17 protein-coding genes are annotated in these 19015 nt (G+C 72.1%); 13 read left to right on the top strand and 4 right to left on the bottom strand.

The genetic code is table 11. From position 1 onward, the window contains the following. Positions 1-12 precede the first annotated feature (12 nt). Together miaB and GCL84_RS26455 are read left to right on the top strand one after the other, a co-directional pair. Positions 13-1485, top strand: a complete 1473-nt coding sequence (gene miaB / locus GCL84_RS26460) for a tRNA (N6-isopentenyl adenosine(37)-C2)-methylthiotransferase MiaB (protein WP_156758278.1) — start codon at positions 13-15, stop codon at positions 1483-1485. Further along, the gene (locus GCL84_RS26455; RefSeq protein ID WP_156758277.1) at positions 1482-1946 is read left to right on the top strand and encodes an Rv2732c family membrane protein; all 465 of its coding nucleotides are present in this window, start codon (positions 1482-1484) and stop codon (positions 1944-1946) included. The genes miaB and GCL84_RS26455 overlap by 4 nt, the downstream gene beginning before the upstream one ends. 99 nt (positions 1947-2045) lie before the next feature. Here the strand turns inward: GCL84_RS26455 and GCL84_RS26450 are convergent, their stop codons facing one another. Beyond that, a complete protein-coding gene (locus GCL84_RS26450) occupies positions 2046-3488 on the bottom strand; it encodes a DUF349 domain-containing protein (RefSeq protein WP_235926744.1) in 1443 nt (480 codons plus the stop codon). A gap of 238 nt (positions 3489-3726) precedes the next feature. Here GCL84_RS26450 and GCL84_RS26445 point away from each other — a divergent pair, with 238 nt between their 5' ends. The 5 genes from GCL84_RS26445 (at position 3727) to GCL84_RS26425 (ending at position 8837) form a co-directional block, all read left to right on the top strand. Beyond that, the gene (locus GCL84_RS26445) at positions 3727-4443 is read left to right on the top strand and encodes a class III extradiol ring-cleavage dioxygenase family protein (RefSeq protein WP_156758276.1); all 717 of its coding nucleotides are present in this window, start codon (positions 3727-3729) and stop codon (positions 4441-4443) included. Continuing rightward, positions 4440-5339 (top strand): tRNA (adenosine(37)-N6)-dimethylallyltransferase MiaA, encoded by a 900-nt coding sequence (gene miaA / locus GCL84_RS26440; protein WP_156758275.1) that lies wholly within the window; start codon positions 4440-4442, stop codon positions 5337-5339. Before GCL84_RS26445 ends, miaA begins: the two co-directional genes overlap by 4 nt. Before the next feature lie 9 nt (positions 5340-5348). Then, positions 5349-6188, top strand: a complete 840-nt coding sequence (gene dapF / locus GCL84_RS26435) for a diaminopimelate epimerase (RefSeq protein WP_156758274.1) — start codon at positions 5349-5351, stop codon at positions 6186-6188. Positions 6189-6283: 95 nt separating this feature from the next. Next, a complete protein-coding gene (gene hflX, locus GCL84_RS26430; protein ID WP_235926742.1) occupies positions 6284-7735 on the top strand; it encodes a GTPase HflX in 1452 nt (483 codons plus the stop codon). Positions 7736-7805: 70 nt separating this feature from the next. Beyond that, positions 7806-8837, top strand: coding sequence for a hypothetical protein (locus GCL84_RS26425; RefSeq protein ID WP_156758386.1), 1032 nt, complete (start codon positions 7806-7808; stop codon positions 8835-8837). Positions 8838-8843: 6 nt separating this feature from the next. Here GCL84_RS26425 and lexA read toward each other — a convergent pair whose 3' ends face one another. After that, positions 8844-9539 carry a transcriptional repressor LexA gene (lexA, locus tag GCL84_RS26420; protein WP_197523522.1) on the bottom strand — a complete coding sequence of 232 codons (696 nt, stop codon included), beginning with the start codon at positions 9537-9539 and terminating at the stop codon, positions 8844-8846. A gap of 289 nt (positions 9540-9828) precedes the next feature. Here lexA and GCL84_RS30380 point away from each other — a divergent pair, with 289 nt between their 5' ends. From GCL84_RS30380 to GCL84_RS26390, 6 genes are all read left to right on the top strand, one after another. Continuing rightward, positions 9829-10329, top strand: a complete 501-nt coding sequence (locus GCL84_RS30380; protein WP_156758271.1) for a LysM peptidoglycan-binding domain-containing protein — start codon at positions 9829-9831, stop codon at positions 10327-10329. 517 nt (positions 10330-10846) lie between these two features. Next, entirely contained in the window at positions 10847-11320 is a 474-nt protein-coding gene (nrdR, locus tag GCL84_RS26410; protein ID WP_156758270.1) for a transcriptional regulator NrdR, read from the top strand. Positions 11321-11480: 160 nt separating this feature from the next. Then, positions 11481-14297, top strand: coding sequence for a vitamin B12-dependent ribonucleotide reductase (locus GCL84_RS26405; protein ID WP_156758269.1), 2817 nt, complete (start codon positions 11481-11483; stop codon positions 14295-14297). Between the two features lie 170 nt (positions 14298-14467). After that, positions 14468-14884 carry a prevent-host-death protein gene (locus GCL84_RS26400; protein ID WP_156758268.1) on the top strand — a complete coding sequence of 139 codons (417 nt, stop codon included), beginning with the start codon at positions 14468-14470 and terminating at the stop codon, positions 14882-14884. Further along, positions 14881-15309, top strand: coding sequence for a cytotoxic translational repressor of toxin-antitoxin stability system (locus tag GCL84_RS26395; RefSeq protein WP_156758267.1), 429 nt, complete (start codon positions 14881-14883; stop codon positions 15307-15309). The genes GCL84_RS26400 and GCL84_RS26395 overlap by 4 nt, the downstream gene beginning before the upstream one ends. 811 nt (positions 15310-16120) lie before the next feature. Then, on the top strand, positions 16121-16933 hold the full coding sequence (locus GCL84_RS26390) for a neutral zinc metallopeptidase (protein ID WP_197523521.1): 813 nt from the start codon (positions 16121-16123) through the stop codon (positions 16931-16933). A gap of 176 nt (positions 16934-17109) precedes the next feature. On the opposite strand, the gene GCL84_RS26385 is transcribed toward GCL84_RS26390, so the two are convergent. Both GCL84_RS26385 and GCL84_RS26380 read right to left on the bottom strand, forming a co-directional pair. After that, complete coding sequence (locus tag GCL84_RS26385; protein ID WP_156758265.1) at positions 17110-18168, bottom strand: DUF2293 domain-containing protein; 1059 nt, start codon at positions 18166-18168, stop codon at positions 17110-17112. Next, the gene (locus tag GCL84_RS26380) at positions 18165-19013 is read right to left on the bottom strand and encodes an SWIM zinc finger family protein (protein ID WP_156758264.1); all 849 of its coding nucleotides are present in this window, start codon (positions 19011-19013) and stop codon (positions 18165-18167) included. Before GCL84_RS26380 ends, GCL84_RS26385 begins: the two co-directional genes overlap by 4 nt. Positions 19014-19015: the final 2 nt, after the last annotated feature.

The following is a 19015-nucleotide window of genomic DNA, read 5'->3' as shown; positions in this document are numbered from 1 at the left end:
TCGGACAGCGAGATGAGCGCGCGCACCTACCAAGTCCGCACCTACGGGTGCCAGATGAACGTCCACGACTCCGAGCGGCTCTCGGGCCTATTGGAGGACGCGGGCTACGTCGCCGTCGCCGAGGGCGACCGGGCCGACGTGGTCGTGTTCAACACCTGCGCCGTGCGGGAGAACGCCGACAACAAGCTCTACGGCAACCTCGGCCACCTCGCCCCGCACAAGGCCGACAACCCCGACATGCAGATCGCCGTCGGGGGCTGCCTGGCGCAGAAGGACCGCGGCGAGATCGTCAAGCGCGCCCCGTGGGTCGACGTCGTGTTCGGCACGCACAACATCGGGTCGCTGCCCGCCCTGCTGGAGCGGTCCAGGCACAACCAGCGCGCCGAGGTCGAGATCAAGGAGTCGCTGGAGACCTTCCCCTCCACCCTCCCCGCCCGCCGCGACTCCGCGTACGCGGGCTGGGTGTCGATCTCGGTCGGCTGCAACAACACGTGCACCTTCTGCATCGTCCCCTCGCTGCGCGGCACCGAGCGCGACCGCCGCCCCGGCGACGTGCTCGCCGAGGTGCGGGCGCTGGTGGCCGAGGGCGTGCTGGAGGTGACGCTGCTCGGGCAGAACGTCAACTCCTACGGCGTGGAGTTCGGCGACCGCCTCGCCTTCGGCAAGCTGCTGCGCGCCTGCGGCGAGGTCGAGGGCCTGGAGCGGGTCCGGTTCACCTCCCCGCACCCCAAGGACTTCACCGACGACGTGATCGCCGCGATGGCCGAGACGCCCAACGTCTGCCACCAGTTGCACATGCCGATGCAGTCCGGGTCGGATCGGCTGCTCAAGCAGATGCGCCGCTCCTACCGCTCCGCGCGGTACCTGTCGATCATCGAGAAGGTCCGCGCGGCCATGCCGGACGCGGCCATCACCACCGACATCATCGTCGGCTTCCCCGGCGAGACCGAGGAGGACTTCCAGGCCACCCTGGACGTCGTCGCCGAGTCCCGCTTCTCCAGCGCGTTCACCTTCCAGTACTCCAAGCGCCCCGGCACCCCGGCCGCGTCAATGCCGGACCAGGTTCCCAAGCAGGTCGTGCAGGAGCGCTACGACCGGCTGGTCACGCTGCAGAACGACATCGCCTGGGAGCTGAACAAGGAGCAGGTCGGCCGCACCGTCGAACTGGTCGTGGCCACCGGCGAGGGCCGCAAGGACGCCGACACCCACCGCATGAGCGGCCGGGCCAGGGACAACCGCCTGGTCCACTTCGCCCCCGGCACCGCCCACGTCCGCCCCGGCGACGTGGTCGAGGCCGTGGTCACCTACGCCGCCCCGCACCACCTGGTCGCCGACGGCGCCCTGGTCTCGCACCGCCGCACCCGCGCGGGCGACAACCACGAGGCGGGCCTGCGCCCCAAGACCACCGGTATCGGCCTGGGCCTGCCCGCCTTCGGCGCCCCGCCGCCGCTGCCGGCCACGACCGGAGGGTGCGCCATCCCATGACCGAGCCAGCCCCCACCACCCAGCAGCCCCCCCGGGCCTCCCGCCTGGTCGACCTCGGCACCCGCGGCTTCGTGCTCGCCATCGCCGTGTTCGTCCTCATCGTCGGCTTCGTCCTGCCCTGGCTCGGCGACGCCGCCGGGTGGCAGGTCCTGCTCGGCGAGGGCGAGTCCGCGGGCAAGGTCGGCGCCGTCCCCCGCCTGTTCGCCGCCACCGCCCTCCTCTTCGGCGTCCTCACCTCCGCCGCCGCCCTCATCACCCGCCGCTGGGTCCTGACCTGGGCAGGCGCCCTCGGCGGCTGGTTCGCCGCCGTAGACGGCCTCCTGGCCATCTGGAGCCGCCAGTCCACCGCCCTGGACAGCGGCGACACCGGCCCCTCCCTGGGCATCGGCATGATCCTCGCCGAGGTGGCCATGATCGTCATCGCCATCCTCTGGATGCGCACCGCCTGGTCCCGCGACTGAGCCAAGGCCCACGCCCACCCAGGATCGCCCAATCCAGCAGCCCCCACAAAGCGAACCGCCCGCAGGCCAAAAGCCCACGGGCGGTTCGTCTCGCACGATCTACCGGCTGGCGACAGCCTGCTCGGCAGCAGCCAGCCACTCACGCCACTGAGCGGCCTGAGCCTCAGCCTGCTCCGCCCGGCGCTTGTCCCCCGCCGCACGGGCCTTCTCCGCCTGCGCCTCGAACTGCTGCACCCGCTCCCGGAACTGAGCGGCCCGAGCCTCGGCCTCCGGGTCCGTGCGCCGCCACTGGGCGTCGGAAGCGGTGCGGACCTTGTCCTCGACGGCGCGCAGGCGGCCCTCCAGCTCGCGGATGCGCTCGCGCGGGACCTTGCCGATCTCCTCCCAGCGCTCCTGCACCTTGTGCAGGGCCGAGCGGGCGGCCTCCAGGCCGGTCGACGGGTCGATCTTCTCGGCCTCGGCGAGGAGCGCCTCCTTGGCCTTGGCGTTGTCGGCGAACTCGGCGTCGCGTTCGTCGAAGACCGCGGAGCGGCGGGAGAAGAACTTGTCCTGGGCGGCCCGGAAGCGCTGCCAGAGCTGGTCGTCGGCGTCCTTGGGGGCGCGGCCCGCCGCCTTCCACTCGGTCATCAGGTCCTTGTACTTGCCCGCGGTCGGGCCCCAGTCGTCGGACTCGGAGAGGGCCTCGGCCTCCTCCACCAGCTCCTGCTTGCGGTTCTTGGCCGTGGACCGCTGCCGGTCCAGGTCGGCGAAGTGCGAACCGCGGCGGCGGTTGAACGTGTCGCGGGCCTTGGAGAAGCGGCGCCAGAGCTGCTCGTCGGACTTGCGGTCGACGCCCTTGACCGTCTTCCACTCGTCGAGGATGCCGCGCAGCCGGTCACCGGCGACCTTCCACTGGGTGGACTCCTCGGCGAGCGCCTCGGCCTCCTCGACCAGGGCCTGCTTGCGCGCGACGGCGGCGGCGCGGGCCTCGTCGCGGGCGGCCTTGGCCTTGTCGACGGCGACCGCGGCGTGCGCGAGGACGTGGTCGATGCGGGCGGCCAGGCCCGCGAGGTCGCCGACGACGTGCGCCTCGTCCAGGCTGTCGCGGATCTGCTTGGCCGCCGTCGCGGCCTGCTTGGGGTCGCCGGACCCCGAGGTCAGGCGGGCCTCGAGCAGCTCGACCTCGGTGCGGATGTCGTCGAAGCGGCGGGCGAAGTGCGCCAGCCCCTCCGCCGGCTCGCCCGCCTGCCACGAGCCGACCGCGCGCTCGCCGTCGGCGGTCGTGACGTACACGGTGCCGTCGGCGTCGACCCGGCCCCACTTGCCCGGGGCGCTCGACGCGGCGGGCACCACCGGCGCGGAGCCCGCGGCGGCGGCCGGGGCGGGCGCCGGGGGCGGGACCACGGCCGGTCCGGGGGCCGGGGCGGGAGTCCCGGCGGTCTCAGCCGTCGCACCAGGCGCAGCCGCCCCGGTCGTCTCGGGGGCAGCGCTGCCGGCGGCGGTCGACCCGGTGGACACGTCGTCCCCGGTCTCCGTCGTGGCGCTGTCGTTGTTGTCGGTCATTGGCCGGCTCCTCCCGCCTGCGTTGCCCGCGTCCCCGCGGGCGCCCCGCTCGCACGGGGCCCAGCACTCTGCGCACGGCCCACGGGCCGGTGAGGGCCGTGGCGTACCTGGGCGCATTCAAACAGGTCACCGCCCACGCCGGTACGTCCAGGGCCGCTCTGTGCTTCATGGTGCCGCAAATCGTCCACCAGTGGGTCGAGGCGGCCAAGATAGTGCGACGGTCAGTAACCTCGCCACCGTGATATCCCGCGTCGCGGTGGTGCCCCAGCCGCCCCTGCTCGTCCCCGAACTCGTCGGCGGGCCGGACGCCGGCGCCGACGAGGTCCGCACGGCGAGCCTGGCCGCCGCGTCGGCGCTGGCCGAGAGCGCGGCGCGCTGGGTCGCGGTCGGCGCGGGCGGGCCCGCCACCTTCGACCCGGCGACCGGCGGCACCTTCGCGCCCTTCGGTGTCGACATCCCCGTGTCACTCTCCCGGGTGAAGTCCGGCCAACTCGACCGCGGTTTGCCGCTACCGGTGCTGGTCGCGGGGTGGCTGCGCGACCGCGCGGGTGCCGACGAGGTCACCGTGCGCCTGGTCCCGGGCGACCGCGACAGCGGCGGCTGCGCGGCCGACGGGGTCGGGCTCGCCGCACTGCTCGCCGGGCCGGAACCGGTCGGCCTGCTGGTCGTCGGCGACGGCTCGCACCGCCACGGCGACCACGCCGTGGGCAGGCCGGACGGGCGGGCCGAGGCCTTCGACGCCACCGTGTCCCGCGCCCTGGCCGCCGCCGACCTGGACGCGCTCGCCGGGCTCGACCCCGCCCTGGCCGCCGAGCTGGGCGCGGTCGGCCGCGCGCCGTGGCAGGTCGCCGCGGCGGCGCTGCGGGCTGACGGCAGGCGGTGGCGGGGCGTGCGCGCGCGGACGTTCCTGCCCTACGGCGTGGCCTACCACGTGGCCGAGTGGGAGCCCGCGTGACCGCCATCGCCCTGGTCGGCCCCACCGCGACCGGCAAGACCGACCTCGGGGTGGCCCTGGCCGAGCGGCTGGGCGGCGAGGTCGTCAACGCCGACGCCATGCAGCTCTACCGGGGCATGGACATCGGCACCGCCAAGGCGACCGCGGCCGAGCGGCGCGGCGTCCCGCACCACCAGCTCGACGTCCTCGACGTCACCGAGCCCGCCTCCGTGGCGGCCTACCAGCGCCACGCCCGCGCCGTGGTCGAGGACGTGCTGGGCCGCGGCCGCGTCCCGGTCCTGGTCGGCGGTTCCGGCCTCTACGTCCAGGCGGTCCTCGACGACCTGGAGTTCCCCGGGACCGACCCGGCCATCCGCGCTCGACTCGAGCACGAGGTCGCCGACGTCGGCCCCGAGGCGCTGCACCGCAGGCTCACCGGCCTCGACCCGGTCGCCGCGGCGGCGATCCTGCCCAGCAACGGCCGCCGCGTCGTGCGCGCGCTGGAGGTCATCGAGCTGACCGGGCGCCCCTTCTCCGCGACGATGCCCAAGCCCGGCCCGGCCCGCTACGGCGCCGTCCTCATCGGCCTCGACCGCGACCCGGCCGAGCTGGACTCCCGCGTGGACACTCGCGTGGCCCGCATGTTCGACGACGGCCTCGTTGATGAGGTGAGGGCGCTGTGCGAGGTCGGCCTGCGCGCGGGGCGCACCGCCTCGCGCGCGCTGGGCTACCAGCAGGTGATCGCCGCGCTCGACGCCTGCACGCCGATGGCGGCCGCCGCCGAGGAGACCGCGCGGGCCACCCGCCGGTTCGTGCGCCGCCAGCGCTCCTGGTTCCGCCGCGACAAGCGCGTCACGTGGCTCGACGCCGCCCGTCCGGACCTGGTCGCCGCCGCCAGCGCGCTGGCCTGCCCGTAATCTGGGCGCGTGGGAATCCGGTTCAGCAAGGGGCACGGCACGGAGAACGACTTCGTGGTGCTGCCCGACCCCGACGGCGACCTCGACCTGACCCCGGCCCGGGTCCGCGCGCTGTGCGACCGCCGCCGCGGTCTCGGCGCCGACGGCGTCCTGCGGGTCGTGCGCACCAAGGCCCTGCCCGACGCGCCCGAGGGCATCGAGGGCATCGAGGGCGACGTGTGGTTCATGGACTACCGCAACGCCGACGGCTCCATCGCGGAGATGTGCGGCAACGGCGTGCGCGTCTTCGCCCGATACCTCGCCGACAACGGCATGGTCGACGGGCCCGAGGTCCCCGTGGGCAGCCGCGCGGGTCTGCGCCCGGCCACGGTCCGCCCCGACGGGCAGGTCACCGTGGACATGGGGCCCGTGCGCCGCACCGGCCACTCGACCGCCCGGGTGGCGGGCCGCGACTACCCCGGCCTGGGCATCGACGTCGGCAACCCGCACCTGGCCTGCGTCACCGCGGGCGTCGCCGACCTCGACCTGAGCGCCCAGCCCGGCTTCGACCCGGCGCTGTTCCCGAACGGGGTCAACCTGGAGTTCGTCGAGCCGCTCGGCGGCGGCGAGGTCCGCATGCGGGTGCACGAGCGCGGCGTGGGGGAGACCCGCTCCTGCGGCACCGGCACCGTGGCGGCCGTGGCGGCCGCTCTGGAGGCTGAAGGTGCGGCGACCGGGACCCGCGTCGTGCACATCCCCGGCGGGGCCGTCACCGTCGAGATCACGCAGGTCGGGAGCACCTTGACCGGTCCCGCCGTCTTCGTCGCCGAGGGCGAGCTGTCGCGGGCGTGGTGGGACGGTCTGGAATAACCAGGTCGAAATGGGCGTTGTGACGTGGGAACATGGGTGCACGGCACGCTCGCGACCGCGGGCTGCTCCCCCGAGGCAGAGGACGGGTTCACCACGTGACAGAGGACAGCTTCCAGCACGAGATCCCTGGCAGCGCGACCGATCCGGCTGAGCTCTCCCTGGGTGAACTCGAGCTCGAGGAGCGCTCATCGCTGCGCCGGGTCGTCGGCCTGTCGACCGAGCTCGAGGACATCACCGAGGTCGAGTACCGGCGGTTGCGCCTGGAGCGCGTCGTCCTGGTCGGGGTGTGGACCGAGGGCACCGCGCTGGAGTCGGAGAGCTCGCTGGCCGAGCTCGCCCGGCTCGCCGAGACCGCGGGCTCCGAGGTGCTCGACGGCCTCGTGCAGCGCCGCGACCGGCCCGACCCGGCGACCTACATCGGCTCCGGCAAGGTCAACGAGCTGGCCGAGGTCGTGCGCTCCACCGGCGCGGACACCGTCATCGCCGACGGCGAGCTCTCGCCGTCGCAGTTGCAGCAGCTCGAGGCCAGGCTCAAGGTCAAGGTCATCGACCGCACCGCGCTGATCCTGGACATCTTCGCCCAGCACGCCCGCTCGCGGGAGGGCAAGGCCCAGGTCGAGCTGGCGCAGTTGCAGTACCTGATGCCGCGCCTGCGCGGGTGGGGTTCCGCGCTGTCCCGGCAGGCCGGTGGCCGCGCGGGCGGCGCCAACGGCGGTGTGGGTCTGCGCGGTCCCGGTGAGACCAAGATCGAGACCGACCGCCGCCGGATCCGGACCAAGATCTCCAAGCTGCGCAAGGACATCAAGGACATGGCCACCGTCCGCGCGACCAAGCGCGGGCGCCGGGTGGCCAACGAGGTGCCCAGCGTGGCCATCGCCGGGTACACCAACGCGGGCAAGTCGAGCCTGCTCAACGCGCTGACCGGCGCGGGTGTGCTGGTGGAGGACTCGCTGTTCGCCACCCTCGACGCGACCACGCGGCGCTCCGAGACCCCGGAGGGCAACACCTACACGCTCACCGACACGGTCGGGTTCGTCCGGCACCTGCCGCACCAGCTCGTCGAGGCGTTCCGCTCGACGCTGGACGAGGTCGCCGACGCCGACCTGGTGGTGCACGTGGTGGACGGGTCCGACCCGATGCCCGAGTGGCAGGTCACCGCCGTGCGCGAGGTGCTCAACGAGATCGGCGAGCGCCACGAGACGGCGATGCCGCAGGAGCTGGTGGTGGTCAACAAGGTCGACACCGCCTCCGAGCTGGCGCTGGCCCGGCTGCGGCACCTGCTGCCCGGCGCGGTGTTCGTCTCCGCGCGCACCGGGCAGGGCCTCGACGAGCTGCGCGTGCGGATCGCCGAGCTGCTGCCCCGCCCCGACCACGAGGTCGACATCCTCGTCCCCTACGACCGGGGCGAGTTCGTGGCCCGGGTCTACCAGGAGGGCGAGGTGCTCGTCGAGCGGCACACCGAGGCGGGCACCGAGCTGCGCGCCATGGTCAAGCCGGACCTGGCGGGCGCCCTGGAGCGGTTCGCCGTCCACGGCACCACCGCGTAACCAGGTGCGCCAGCTCCTCCCGGCGCTGGCCGTCGCCGCCGCCGTCCTCGGGCTCACGCCCGGGACGGCGCTGGCCGTCGCCGCCGCCGTCCTCGGGCTCACGCCCGGGACGGCGGCGGCCCAGCCCGCGCCCCGGGATGTCTGCGCGGTCACCGACAAGCGCCTGGCCGAGCTGTCCGGCCTGGTCTCCGACGGCAAGCGCTGGTACGCGGTCAACGACGGGGGCACCCGCACCACGGTCTACGTCCTGAACCGGACCACCTGCGCGGTCGAGCGGGTCATCAACGGCCCGACCGACCCCTACGACGTCGAGGACCTCGCGCGCGGCGCCGACGGCACGTTCTGGCTCGCCGACACCGGCGACAACCGGGCCCAGCGGGAGTCCGTCGCCCTCATCGCCCTCACTCCCTCGGGTGAGACAACGCTGTACCGGCTGACCTACCCCGACCGCCCGCGCGACACCGAGGCCCTGCTGCTCGACCGCGACGGCGTGCCCTACCTGGTCACCAAGAGCGTGTTCGGCGTCTCCGACATCTTCCGGCCCACCGGCCCGCTGGCCAGCCCCGGACCCACCCCGCTGGAGAACGTGGGCACGGTCCAGATCAAGAGCACCGACACCCAGGGCGGGCCCATCAACCAAATGGTCGGGTCCATGACCATCACCGGTGGCGCCGTGAGCGCGGACGGCGCGGTCGTCGCCCTGCGCACCTACACCGACGCGTACCTGTTCTCCGCCCCCGACGGCGACATCGCCACCGCGCTCACCAAGGGCACGCCCGCGCGCGTGCCGCTGCCCGCTGAGAAGCAGGGCGAGGCCATCGCCTTCGAGCCGGACGGCACGCTCGTCTCCGCGTCCGAGGGCACCGGCGAGCCCATCCGCCTGGTCGAGGGCGCGGCCGCGCTCGCGCCCTCGCCCGGTCAGCGGGCCGCGGGCACCGAGGACGCGCCGCAGGCAGGCGCCGAGGACACCACCGCCGAGGACACCACCGCCGCGGCCGAGTCGGACAACGGCATGGCCACCATCCCCGCGCTCGGCATCAGCGCCGTGGTCGTCGGCGGGGTGCTGCTCGTGATGCACCGCAGGGCCAAGCGGCGCGCCTGACGCCGGTCAGAGCCTGCGCAGGACCGCCACGACCTTGCCCAGGATGGTCGCCTCGTCACCGGGGATCGGCTCGAAGGCGTCGTTGTGCGGCATCAGCCAGACATGGCCGTCGCGGCGCTTGAAGGTCTTGACCGTCGCCTCGCCCTCGATCATCGCGGCCACGATGTCGCCCTGCTCGGCGGTCTGCTGCTGGCGCACCACGACCCAGTCGTCGTTCGTGATCGCGGCGTCCTTCATCGAGTCGCCGACGACCTTGAGCATGAACAGCGAGCCCTCGCCGACCAGCTCCTTGGGCAGCGGGAAGACCTCCTCCACCGCCTGCTCGGCCAGGATCGGCCCACCGGCGGCGATCCGGCCGACCATCGGGACGTAGGTGGGGAGCGGGCCCGCGGCGGTCTGCTCGACCGCGGCCGGGTCGACCTGCTCGCCGCGAAGCTGCGCCGGGGTGGCGTCCGCGGGCAGCACGCCGATCGCGCGCGGCCGGTTCGGGTCGCGGCGCAGGTACCCCTTCTCCTCGAGCGCGCGGAGCTGGTAGGCGACCGAGGACGTCGAGGTCAGGCCCACCGCCTCGCCGATCTCGCGCACACTGGGCGGGTACCCGAAGCGCTGCACCCAGCTTCGGATGACCTCCAGGACCTGGCGCTGGCGCAGCGGCAGCTCCTGCCCGTCGGCCGTCTGCGCGAGATCGGGGAAGCTGCGCACGGTGCCTCCCGTCAACGGCTTGCGCCTCGGCGCCCCCGCGGGCTTCCGACCTGGTGTGCCTGCCACTGCTCCGCCTCCTGTCGATCAACTGCGTCACTGACGGTAGCCCGCCGACCTGCGGAGATCAAACACCTGTTCGAGCGACACGCCGGACAAGTCTGGAATCCATCGGTCGGTGGTGGTAGACATTCGCACGGACGTTCGATCGAACGCGAGTTCGATCGAAGGGCTCGGCAAGCGGGCTCGGAACGACGTCACAGCAGGTCGAGAGCGGTTCGAGGAGGCGGCGGTGGCAGCACCGGTGGCGGCGGCCAGGGGTTCGGAGCTGACGGAGGACGAGCGCGGCGGCCTGTCCGCGCCGGTCGCCCCACCGCACGCCATACCGGCGAGCCCGCCGGCCCACGGCCCGCTGGAGCGCAGGCGCGCGGGGCGGGGCGGGGTGCGCCCGCCCACCCGCCGTCCGCTGCCCGGCGCCCCGCACGTGCTCGAGACCCGCCACTGCGCCCGCAGGCGGCCGATCCCGACGGCCCTGCTGCTCGGGCTCGCGGCCTTGGTCGCCGGGGCGGTCTACGGTCTCGGGCTCTTCGCGGGGGCGGTGTCGGGCCCCGACGTGCCGCAGACGACGACGGTGGTCCGCGTGGGCCCCGGCGAGTCCCTTTCGGAACTCGCCCAGCGGATGGCCCCCGGCCACGACGTCGAGGCGGTCGTCGCCAAGATCCGCGAGCTGAACCGCCTTCCCGGCGGCGCCGTCCGGGCCGGGCAGCCGCTGACCGTCCCCTTCGAGCGCTGAGCCGTCCACCGAGAGCCGTCCACCGAGAGCCGTCCACCGAGAGCCGTCCACCGAGAGCCGTCCACCGAGGACGCGCCGCGGCGCTCCGCATGATCGTCGCCACCGGTCGGGTGAAGTGGCGGGAGTCACTTTTGGCCTGACTCACCGTGCGTGGTCGCCCGCCCGCGGGACCCTGGGCGCCTAGTCGGTGCGGGCTTTGCGGGCGACAGCCCGTCCACGGTGTGCGTTCCCGCCGTGGTGTCGCGGTTCCGCGCGTTCACCTGGTGCTCACCCCTTCGTCGTTGATCACGCTGGGTGATTTTTCGGCCCGGTTCGGGGCGGCGCGTCGATTTGTCTCCGCTGGGGTCGAGCTCTACTGTTCACCACAACATCTGGTGGTTCCCCTATCATGGGTAGTCCACAGGTTGGGGTTTGTTATCCACCGGCTATGCACAGGGTTGTCCACAGTTTGATCACCATGCGTGGTGGCTGCCGTGGTCGCCACCAGGTGTTCGGCACGAGGAAGGGGAGACGTCCGGTGCGGTGTCCGTTCTGCAGGCACGGCGACTCGCGGGTCGTGGACTCGCGCGAGGTCGACGACGGCCAGGGCATCCGCAGGCGGCGCTCCTGCTCCGCGTGCGGCAGGCGCTTCACCACGGTCGAGGAGGCGGTGCTCGCCGTGGTCAAGCGGTCGGGGGTGACCGAGCCGTTCAGCCGCGACAAGGTCGTGCGCGGCGTCGCGCGGGCCTGCCAGGGCAGGCCGGTCGACGAGGACCAGTTGCAGTTGCTCGCGCAGAAGGTCGAGGAGAGCATCCGCGCGGGCGGCAGCGCCGAGATCCCCAGCCACGAGGTGGGGCTGGCGATCCTGGGGCCGCTGCGCGAGCTCGACGGCGTGGCCTACCTCCGGTTCGCGAGCGTCTACCGGTCTTTCTCTTCTGTCGAGGACTTCGAGAAGGAGATCGCCGACCTCCGCGCCGCCATGGCGGGCGGAGAGGCGCACCAGGATGAGTAGCAAGAGCGGCAAGAAGCGACGGCTCGAGCCGTCGCGCCCCCGGTTCGAGCGCGGGGCGAAGACGGGCAGCAAGAGCACAGAACCCACGGGGTCGCAGCGGACGGCGAGCACGGCCGTGGCCACGGCACAGCAGCGGATTGACGAACGAGAGGGAACGGTCATGACCGAGACCGTCGAGACCACGGCCACACGCGACGGGGCGGCGCGCGGCCGCCTGCGGGTCGAGCGCGTGCACACCACCGAGGGCGTGCACCCCTACGACGAGGTGACCTGGGAGCACCGCGACGTCGTGATGACCAACTGGCGCGACGGGACGGTCAACTTCGAACAGCGCGGCGTGGAGTTCCCGTCGTTCTGGTCGATCAACTCCACCAACATCGTCACCAGCAAGTACTTCCGCGGCGCGGTGGGCACCGCGGTGCGCGAGAACTCCCTGCGCCAGCTCATCGACCGCGTCGTCGGCAAGTACGTCAGGGCCGGTGTGGAGCACGGCTACTTCGAGTCCGACACCGACGCCGAGGTCTTCGAGCACGAGCTGACCTGGATGCTGCTGCACCAGGTGTTCAGCTTCAACTCGCCCGTCTGGTTCAACGTCGGCACGTCCTCGCCGCAGCAGGTCAGCGCCTGCTTCATCCTGGCGGTCGACGACACGATGGACTCGATCCTCAACTGGTACAAGGAAGAGGGCCTGATCTTCAAGGGCGGTTCCGGCGCGGGCCTGAACCTGTCGCGCATCCGCTCGTCGAAGGAGCTGCTGTCCTCCGGCGGCACCGCGTCGGGCCCGGTCTCGTTCATGCGCGGCGCCGACGCGTCCGCGGGCACCATCAAGTCCGGCGGCGCCACCCGGCGCGCGGCGAAGATGGTCGTGCTCGACGTCGACCACCCCGACGTCGAGGAGTTCATCGTGACCAAGGCCAAGGAGGAGAAGAAGATCCGCGTGCTGCGCGACGCGGGCTTCGACATGGACCTGGGCGGCTCCGACATCACCTCGGTGCAGTACCAGAACGCCAACAACTCCATCCGCGTCTCCGACGAGTTCATGAACGCGGTCACCTCCGGCGGGGAGTTCGGCCTGCGCTCGCGCACCACCGGCGAGGTCATCGAGAAGGTCGACGCCAAGGCGCTGTTCGGCAAGCTCGCCCAGGCCGCGTGGGAGTGCGCCGACCCCGGAATCCAGTACGACGACACGATCAACGACTGGCACACCTGCCCGGAGTCGGGCCGGATCACCGCGTCGAACCCGTGCAGCGAGTACATGCACCTGGACAACTCGAGCTGCAACCTGGCGTCGCTGAACCTGATGAAGTTCCTCACCGAGGACAGCACCTTCGACGCCCGCCGCTTCGCCAAGGCCGTCGAGCTGATCATCACCGCGATGGACATCTCCATCTGCTTCGCCGACTTCCCCACCGACCCGATCGGCGTGACCACCCGCAAGTTCCGCCAGTTGGGCATCGGCTACGCCAACCTCGGCGCGCTGCTGATGGCCACCGGCCACGCCTACGACTCCGACGGCGGCCGCGCCCTGGCCGCGTCGATCTCCTCGCTGATGACCGGCGCCTCCTACCGCCGCTCCGCGGAGCTGGCCGGGGTCGTCGGCCCGTACGAGGGCTACGCCCGCAACGCCGACGCCCACCAGCGGGTCATCCGCAAGCACGCCGCGGCCAACGACGCGATCCGCACCCTCGACCACATCGACACCGAGGTGCAGAAGGCGGCCACCCGCGAGTGGCAGAACGCCCTGCTGATCGGCGCGGCCAACGGCTGGCGCAACGCGCAGGCCTCGGTCATCGCCCCCACCGGCACCATCGGCCTGATGATGGACTGCGACACCACCGGCATCGAGCCGGACCTGGCGCTGGTCAAGTTCAAGAAGCTGGTCGGCGGCGGCTCGATGCAGATCGTCAACCAGACCGTGCCGCGCGCGCTGACCGCCCTGGGCTACCAGGCCGAGCAGGTCGAGGCCATCGTCGAGTACATCGCCGAGCACGGCCACGTCGTGGACGCCCCCGGCCTGCGCACCGAGCACTACGAGGTGTTCGACTGCGCCATGGGCGAGCGCTCCATCGCGCCCATGGGCCACGTGAAGATGATGGCCGCGGTGCAGCCGTTCGTCTCCGGCGCGATCTCCAAGACGGTCAACATGCCGGAGTCGGCCACCGTCGCCGACGTCGAGGAGATCTACTACGAGGGCTGGAAGCTGGGCATCAAGGCCCTGGCCATCTACCGCGACAACTGCAAGGTCGGCCAGCCGCTGTCGGCGGGCAAGGGCAACGCGGCCAAGGCCGAGGCCGAGCCGGAGAAGATCGTCGAGTACAAGCCGATCCGCAAGCGCCTGCCCAAGAAGCGCCCCAGCCAGACCGTCTCCTTCACCGTCGGCGGCGCCGAGGGCTACCTGCACGCGGGCTCCTACCCCGACAACGGCCTCGGCGAGATCTTCGTCAAGCTGGGCAAGCAGGGCTCGACCCTGGCCGGGGTGATGGACGCGTTCTCCATGTCGATCTCGGTCGGCCTGCAGTACGGCATCCCCCTGGAGTTCTACGTCTCGAAGTTCCAGAACCTGCGCTTCGAGCCCGCGGGCATGACCGACGACCCGGACGTCCGCATGGCGACCAGTGTCATGGACTACCTGTTCCGCAGGCTGGCCTTGGACTACCTGAGCTACGACCGCCGCGCCGAACTGGGCATCTTCACCGCCAACGAGCGCACCGCCATGGTCGAGGCCGAATACGGCGGCGGCTCCACCGACTACGACCTGGAGGGCCTGCGCACCTCGGTGGAGGCCTCCCCGGCCACTCCCGCCATCGAGGAGGCCAAGGCCAAGCCCACCGAGGCCCACAGCTCCACCGAGCTGCTGGAACTCCACCTCGGCAAGGCCGCCGACGCTCCGCTCTGCATGACCTGCGGCACCAAGATGCGCCCCGCGGGCTCCTGCTACCTGTGCGAGGGCTGCGGCTCCACCTCCGGCTGCAGCTGAGCCTGAACGCGACTCCGGTCCAGGGACACTGGCCGGGTGGATGACCTCCCGTCATCCACCCGGCCAGAGCCGTTTCTGTCTCGGCAAGATCCGCCGTGTAAGTACTTGACGTACTTGACGTACTTGGACTTGTGTGGCACTCTGAACGCGGACCACTCCAGGAGGCTGGCATGACCGCTGTTCACTACGACAGCTTCACCGAGGCCCGCGCGCATCTCAAAGACCTGCTGAACGCCGCCGAGAAGGGGGTGACCGCCACCGTCCGACGTGACTCCGCCATTAGCGCCGTCGTGGACGTCCGACGACTGCGCCACTTTCTCGCCTCGATCGTCCCCTCGCGCGCGCAGGTCGTGCCGGAGACTGGCGGTTGGTCGGTGTTCATCCCAGGGCTGCCGGTGTCGGCTGACGGGGCGTCGTTCGATGAAGCGATCGCCGAGATGGTCGGCGCGTTGCGGGAGTACGCCGACGACTGGCAGGAACGCCTCCTCAACGCTCCGAACCACCGTGACAACTGGGGTCTGGTGCACTTGATCGTTTTCAGCGACGACGACCAGTTGCGCGAGTGGCTGGTTGGTGCCGCGCGGTGACTTCCTGGCCGCAGCCGACGCGCAAGGCCCACGACGCGTTCTGCCAGAACGAAGAGTGGCGGAAGGTGCGCGACGCGCGGGGGCGAACCGGCACGCATCACGTCACCTACGAGCTCGACCTCCCCGACGGCAGAGTCCTGCGCACTCGGATTTCGCACCCGGTAGACCGCAGCGACTACGGGCAGGACCTGTGGAAGCACATCCTCCGCGATCAACTCGACGTCGAAGAGCCAGCTTTCTGGGCTTGCGCCCAGGACGGTGTCAAACCACCTCGTGGAACGCCTGACCCGCCAACGCAAGCGCTACCCGCCGACCTCGTGCATATGTTGATCTCACGCGTCGGCCTCGACGAGTCCGAGGTGGCGGTGATGAGCAAGGACGAGGCGGTCGCCAGGCTCCAGCGCTATTGGACAGAGGCCGGTTGACCACGCGGCGGTAACCCTGGCTTGGGGAACGTTGCTCCACCAAGCCCTCGGCTGAGCCGGTCAGGCATTGGTGGCGGTCCGCCGACGCGCTCGACGCCCCCAAGCCGGCGAGGATCGCGGCGCCCGCGGCGATCCTGCGCCGACGATCCGACCGTGGCATCCCTTCCGGCATCCGATCCTCCATTAACCCGCGCGCGGCTGCCGAGGAACGCGCCGAGCGCGTTCGCCGTTCCCGTGAGGCCCTTGCCGCCGCATTCGCAGGACTGGACGAGACTATTCGCTGCTCGTCGGGGTGGCCTTGCAGTGGCTCACAGACCCGGACAATGCCCCCACCGCAGACCAGGTCGCTGCTGCGGACAACCGCTTGCCGCATGAACCGAGAGATCCCCGGCTGAACTCGAAGAGAGCGTGGCAGGCTTCGTTGGACCGTTGTGGACACTGGAGCGCACGCCACTGGCGCAGCGGCGTCTGGACGTGGTGACGGATCGACCCCAAAGTTGGGTTATCCCCACCTGAAATGGGGTACCTGCGGAGATTTTCGTGAATCCGCTGGCTCCCGGGCGGAAAACTCTCGCGGCTTGTCGGTGCGCGGTGCCACGATGGCGTCCAGAGCACGTGACTGGGAGGATATCGAGATGACCGTGAGCCTGGTGATGGCGAGCTTGGCCTGGCCTGATCCGCAGGTGAGTGCGGGGGAGGGCGCTCCGGCGCTCGAGCCCGCCGCGCGCCCGTCCCGCCTGTGCAAGTCGCAGGGATGATCGGGCCCGCCCCGGATCACAAGGGCAACAACCCGTTCGTGATCGTGGCCGTGATGGTCATTCTGGCCGTGTCGGTCTTCTCGATCGGCGCCGCCGGGCGGATCATCAACGGCGGCAAGACGACCGTTGTCTATGGTCAGGCGTTCGCGGTGGGGGAGCGGTCGGCCCGCTCGCGCCCCGGCGCGGTGACCCTCGACGACCTCGCGGCCAACAAGCTGATGGCCGAGGGCGCCCCGGCGCCCCGGGGTGACTGCCCCCTGCCCGCGATCGACACCACCGAGCCGGGGCTGCTGGCCTTCTACCAGGCTGCCCTGGCCTGCCTCGACGCGACGTGGCGGCCGGTCCTCGCAGCGCGCGGCGTGCCGTTCACCGTCCCCAGGGTCACGGTCACCGAGTGGTCGTCGACCCGCTGCGGGTTCACCCCAGCCGAGGACGAGGCGCTGGCGTTCTACTGCCCCGGCGACCGCATGATCGCCATGCCGCACAGCCGCATGATCCGCACCGCGGACGACAACGCCGGCTACCACCTCGCCGTCCTGGCCCACGAGTACGGCCACCACCTCCAACTGCTCAGCGGCATCCTCGAGGACGCCGCGCTCCTGGAGTTCGACCTGGACGAGGCAGGCGCCGCCGAGGTGAGCAGACGCGCCGAACTCCAGGCCAACTGCCTGGCGGGCGTGTTTCTCGCCGCGGCGCGACTCGCCCCCAACTTGGTCGACGACGCCGACAGCAGCTTCGCCGACACCACCAGCAGCGACTCCCACGGCTCCGCCGAGAACCAGGTCCACTGGGCGGCGGCGGGCAAGCGGTCGGCCACCCCCGCGGGCTGCGACACCTGGTCCGCTCCCGACCACGAGGTCAGCTAGCGGCCGGCCCAGCCAGGACGCCCACCCCGTCGCGACCCGCCTGGCCGGGTTGCCGGGGAACCAGTACTCGATCCTCCCGGCACCCGCCCAGCAGTGCTGTGGAACCGCGGATACCGGGCAAACGCCTCAAGCCCTGCCTGCGATAGCCGCGCCAGAGCGACCGCTGACGGCACCGATCACGACCCTCGTCGAACGAGACCTTCGCGCCACCGGACGAGCACGCGGTCGATCTCGTCGCGGATGCGTTCCCTGGCCTCAGCTCGGGGGACGCCCGCCATGAGCATGGCGTCGTAGTCGGTCTCCTCGTGGCGGATGGCGGCGACCACGGCCAGGGTGACGGCGTGCTCGTCGAGGGCGCGGCCCTGTGCCGACCGGCCGACGCGGCCGCTGCCCCGGGTGCCCGCGTGCTCGGCGATGGCGTGGGCGCGGGAGCGCTCCAGCGCGGGGAACAGTTCGGCGATGCGCAGGGCGAAGGCGGCCTGGAAGTCCACGTCCTCGGCCGCGCGGCGCACCCGGTCGCGCTCGCGACGGCGCTCCCTGGCGTCCTCGTCGGCCAGGCAGGAACGCTCGGCTTCCTCCAGCGCCGCCTGCTCGACCAGCAGGCCCCGCCGGTCGAAGCGTTTGCGCGAGCGGTTCCACCTGGCGACCACGGCGGCGAGGCCGGTGGCCTTGCGCGCCCGCCTGGTCAGTGCGGCGTCGCCGGAGGGCAGGAAGACCAGGTGCCCGAAGTCGGCGCAGTCCAGGCAGACCGGCTTCTCGTCCTCCACGAAGTGGTGCCCGTCCGCAGCGCCGGGTTCCCCGCACAGGCCGCAGTGCCAGCCGCGCTCGGCGATGAGCACCATCAGCTCGGGGGCCTTCGGCGCGGTCGCCCTCGCCAGCTTCGCCCCCGACAGGCCGGGATCGACCCAGCGCACGTGGAACCGGCGCTCGTCGCCCCCGTCGGTGAACCGCAGCGCCCTGCGGTCGCGGGTCGCCGCGACGAACTCCGCCTCCGACACCGTGAGCCCACGTCCGGCTGCCCACTCGTGCAGGCTCGCCACGGCCTCGGCGATCCGCTCCGCGGGCACGGCCGCGGTCGCGTCCAGCACCGGGACCGCCCCCAGCTCCCAGGACCGCACCACGCGGCTGCTCAACCAACCCAGGCCGTTGAGCACGTCCAGCGGTGTGACAACCCCCTTGCGCCCCAACAACTCCTCCGCGACCTCGGCAACCCGCCGGGCCAACCGGCCACTCACCCGTCCGTCGTCCCTTCCACCTCGGGATCTGTCGTCATGGCCCGGTACGCCGGGCGCAACCAGTCCACGAACGGCCTGCCGCGCGCTGTCACGGGCAGCGCGTCGACCTGGTCGAGCACCGCGTCCGGCGCGGTGGCGAGGGCCGGGGCCGGGGGCGGCGGGGCAGTGGCGGGCGCGCCCCAGAACTCGTCCACCAGCGCCGACAGCGGCCGTTCGAGCTCATCCTGCGGTGTGGCGGGCGCCTGGTCGCGCAGAGCGCGCAGGTTGTCCAGCAGCTCACCGCGGCGGCGGCCCCGCCAGGCCAGGAACTCGAACGGGTCGGCGTCGAAGGACTCGGCGAGCAGGTAGGTCGCCGCGGCGAGGTGCTTGCAGGGCACCTGCCAGTCCGGGCACGAGCAGTCCATCGACAGGTCCCGCACGTCGTTGGGGAACAGCGTGAGGCCGACCTGCGCGAAGACCGCCTCGATGTCCTCGGGCATCTCGCCCGCCAGCAGCTTCGCCAGGAACAACGCCTGGCCCGCAAGCGCTTTCTCCACCTCCGCCCACTGCTCCGGGGTGAACGCCCGCATCCCGATCCGCACCCGGTAGGCCTCCGGCCGCGACCCCTGCACCTGCGCCACCACGATGCTGGTCGACAGGTTCATGCTCAGCACCTGGCCCTGCCGCGCGTACCGGCGACCCCGGTCCAGCCGCCCGGCCAGGCCCAGGGACTCCAACACCGACAGGAACCGCCGCGACCACCAGGTGCGGGCGATCTCGCCGCGCTGGCTGCGCGCCCGCACCCCGCCCTCGACCCGGATCGCCGGGCTCGGCGGGTCGTCGCGCCACCACTCGTCGTCGGGCACGG

It is taken from the genome of Actinokineospora pegani (assembly GCF_009745975.1).
GTDB lineage: Bacteria > Actinomycetota > Actinomycetes > Mycobacteriales > Pseudonocardiaceae > Actinokineospora > Actinokineospora pegani.
This window is presented reverse-complemented; position numbering and strand designations above follow the sequence as displayed.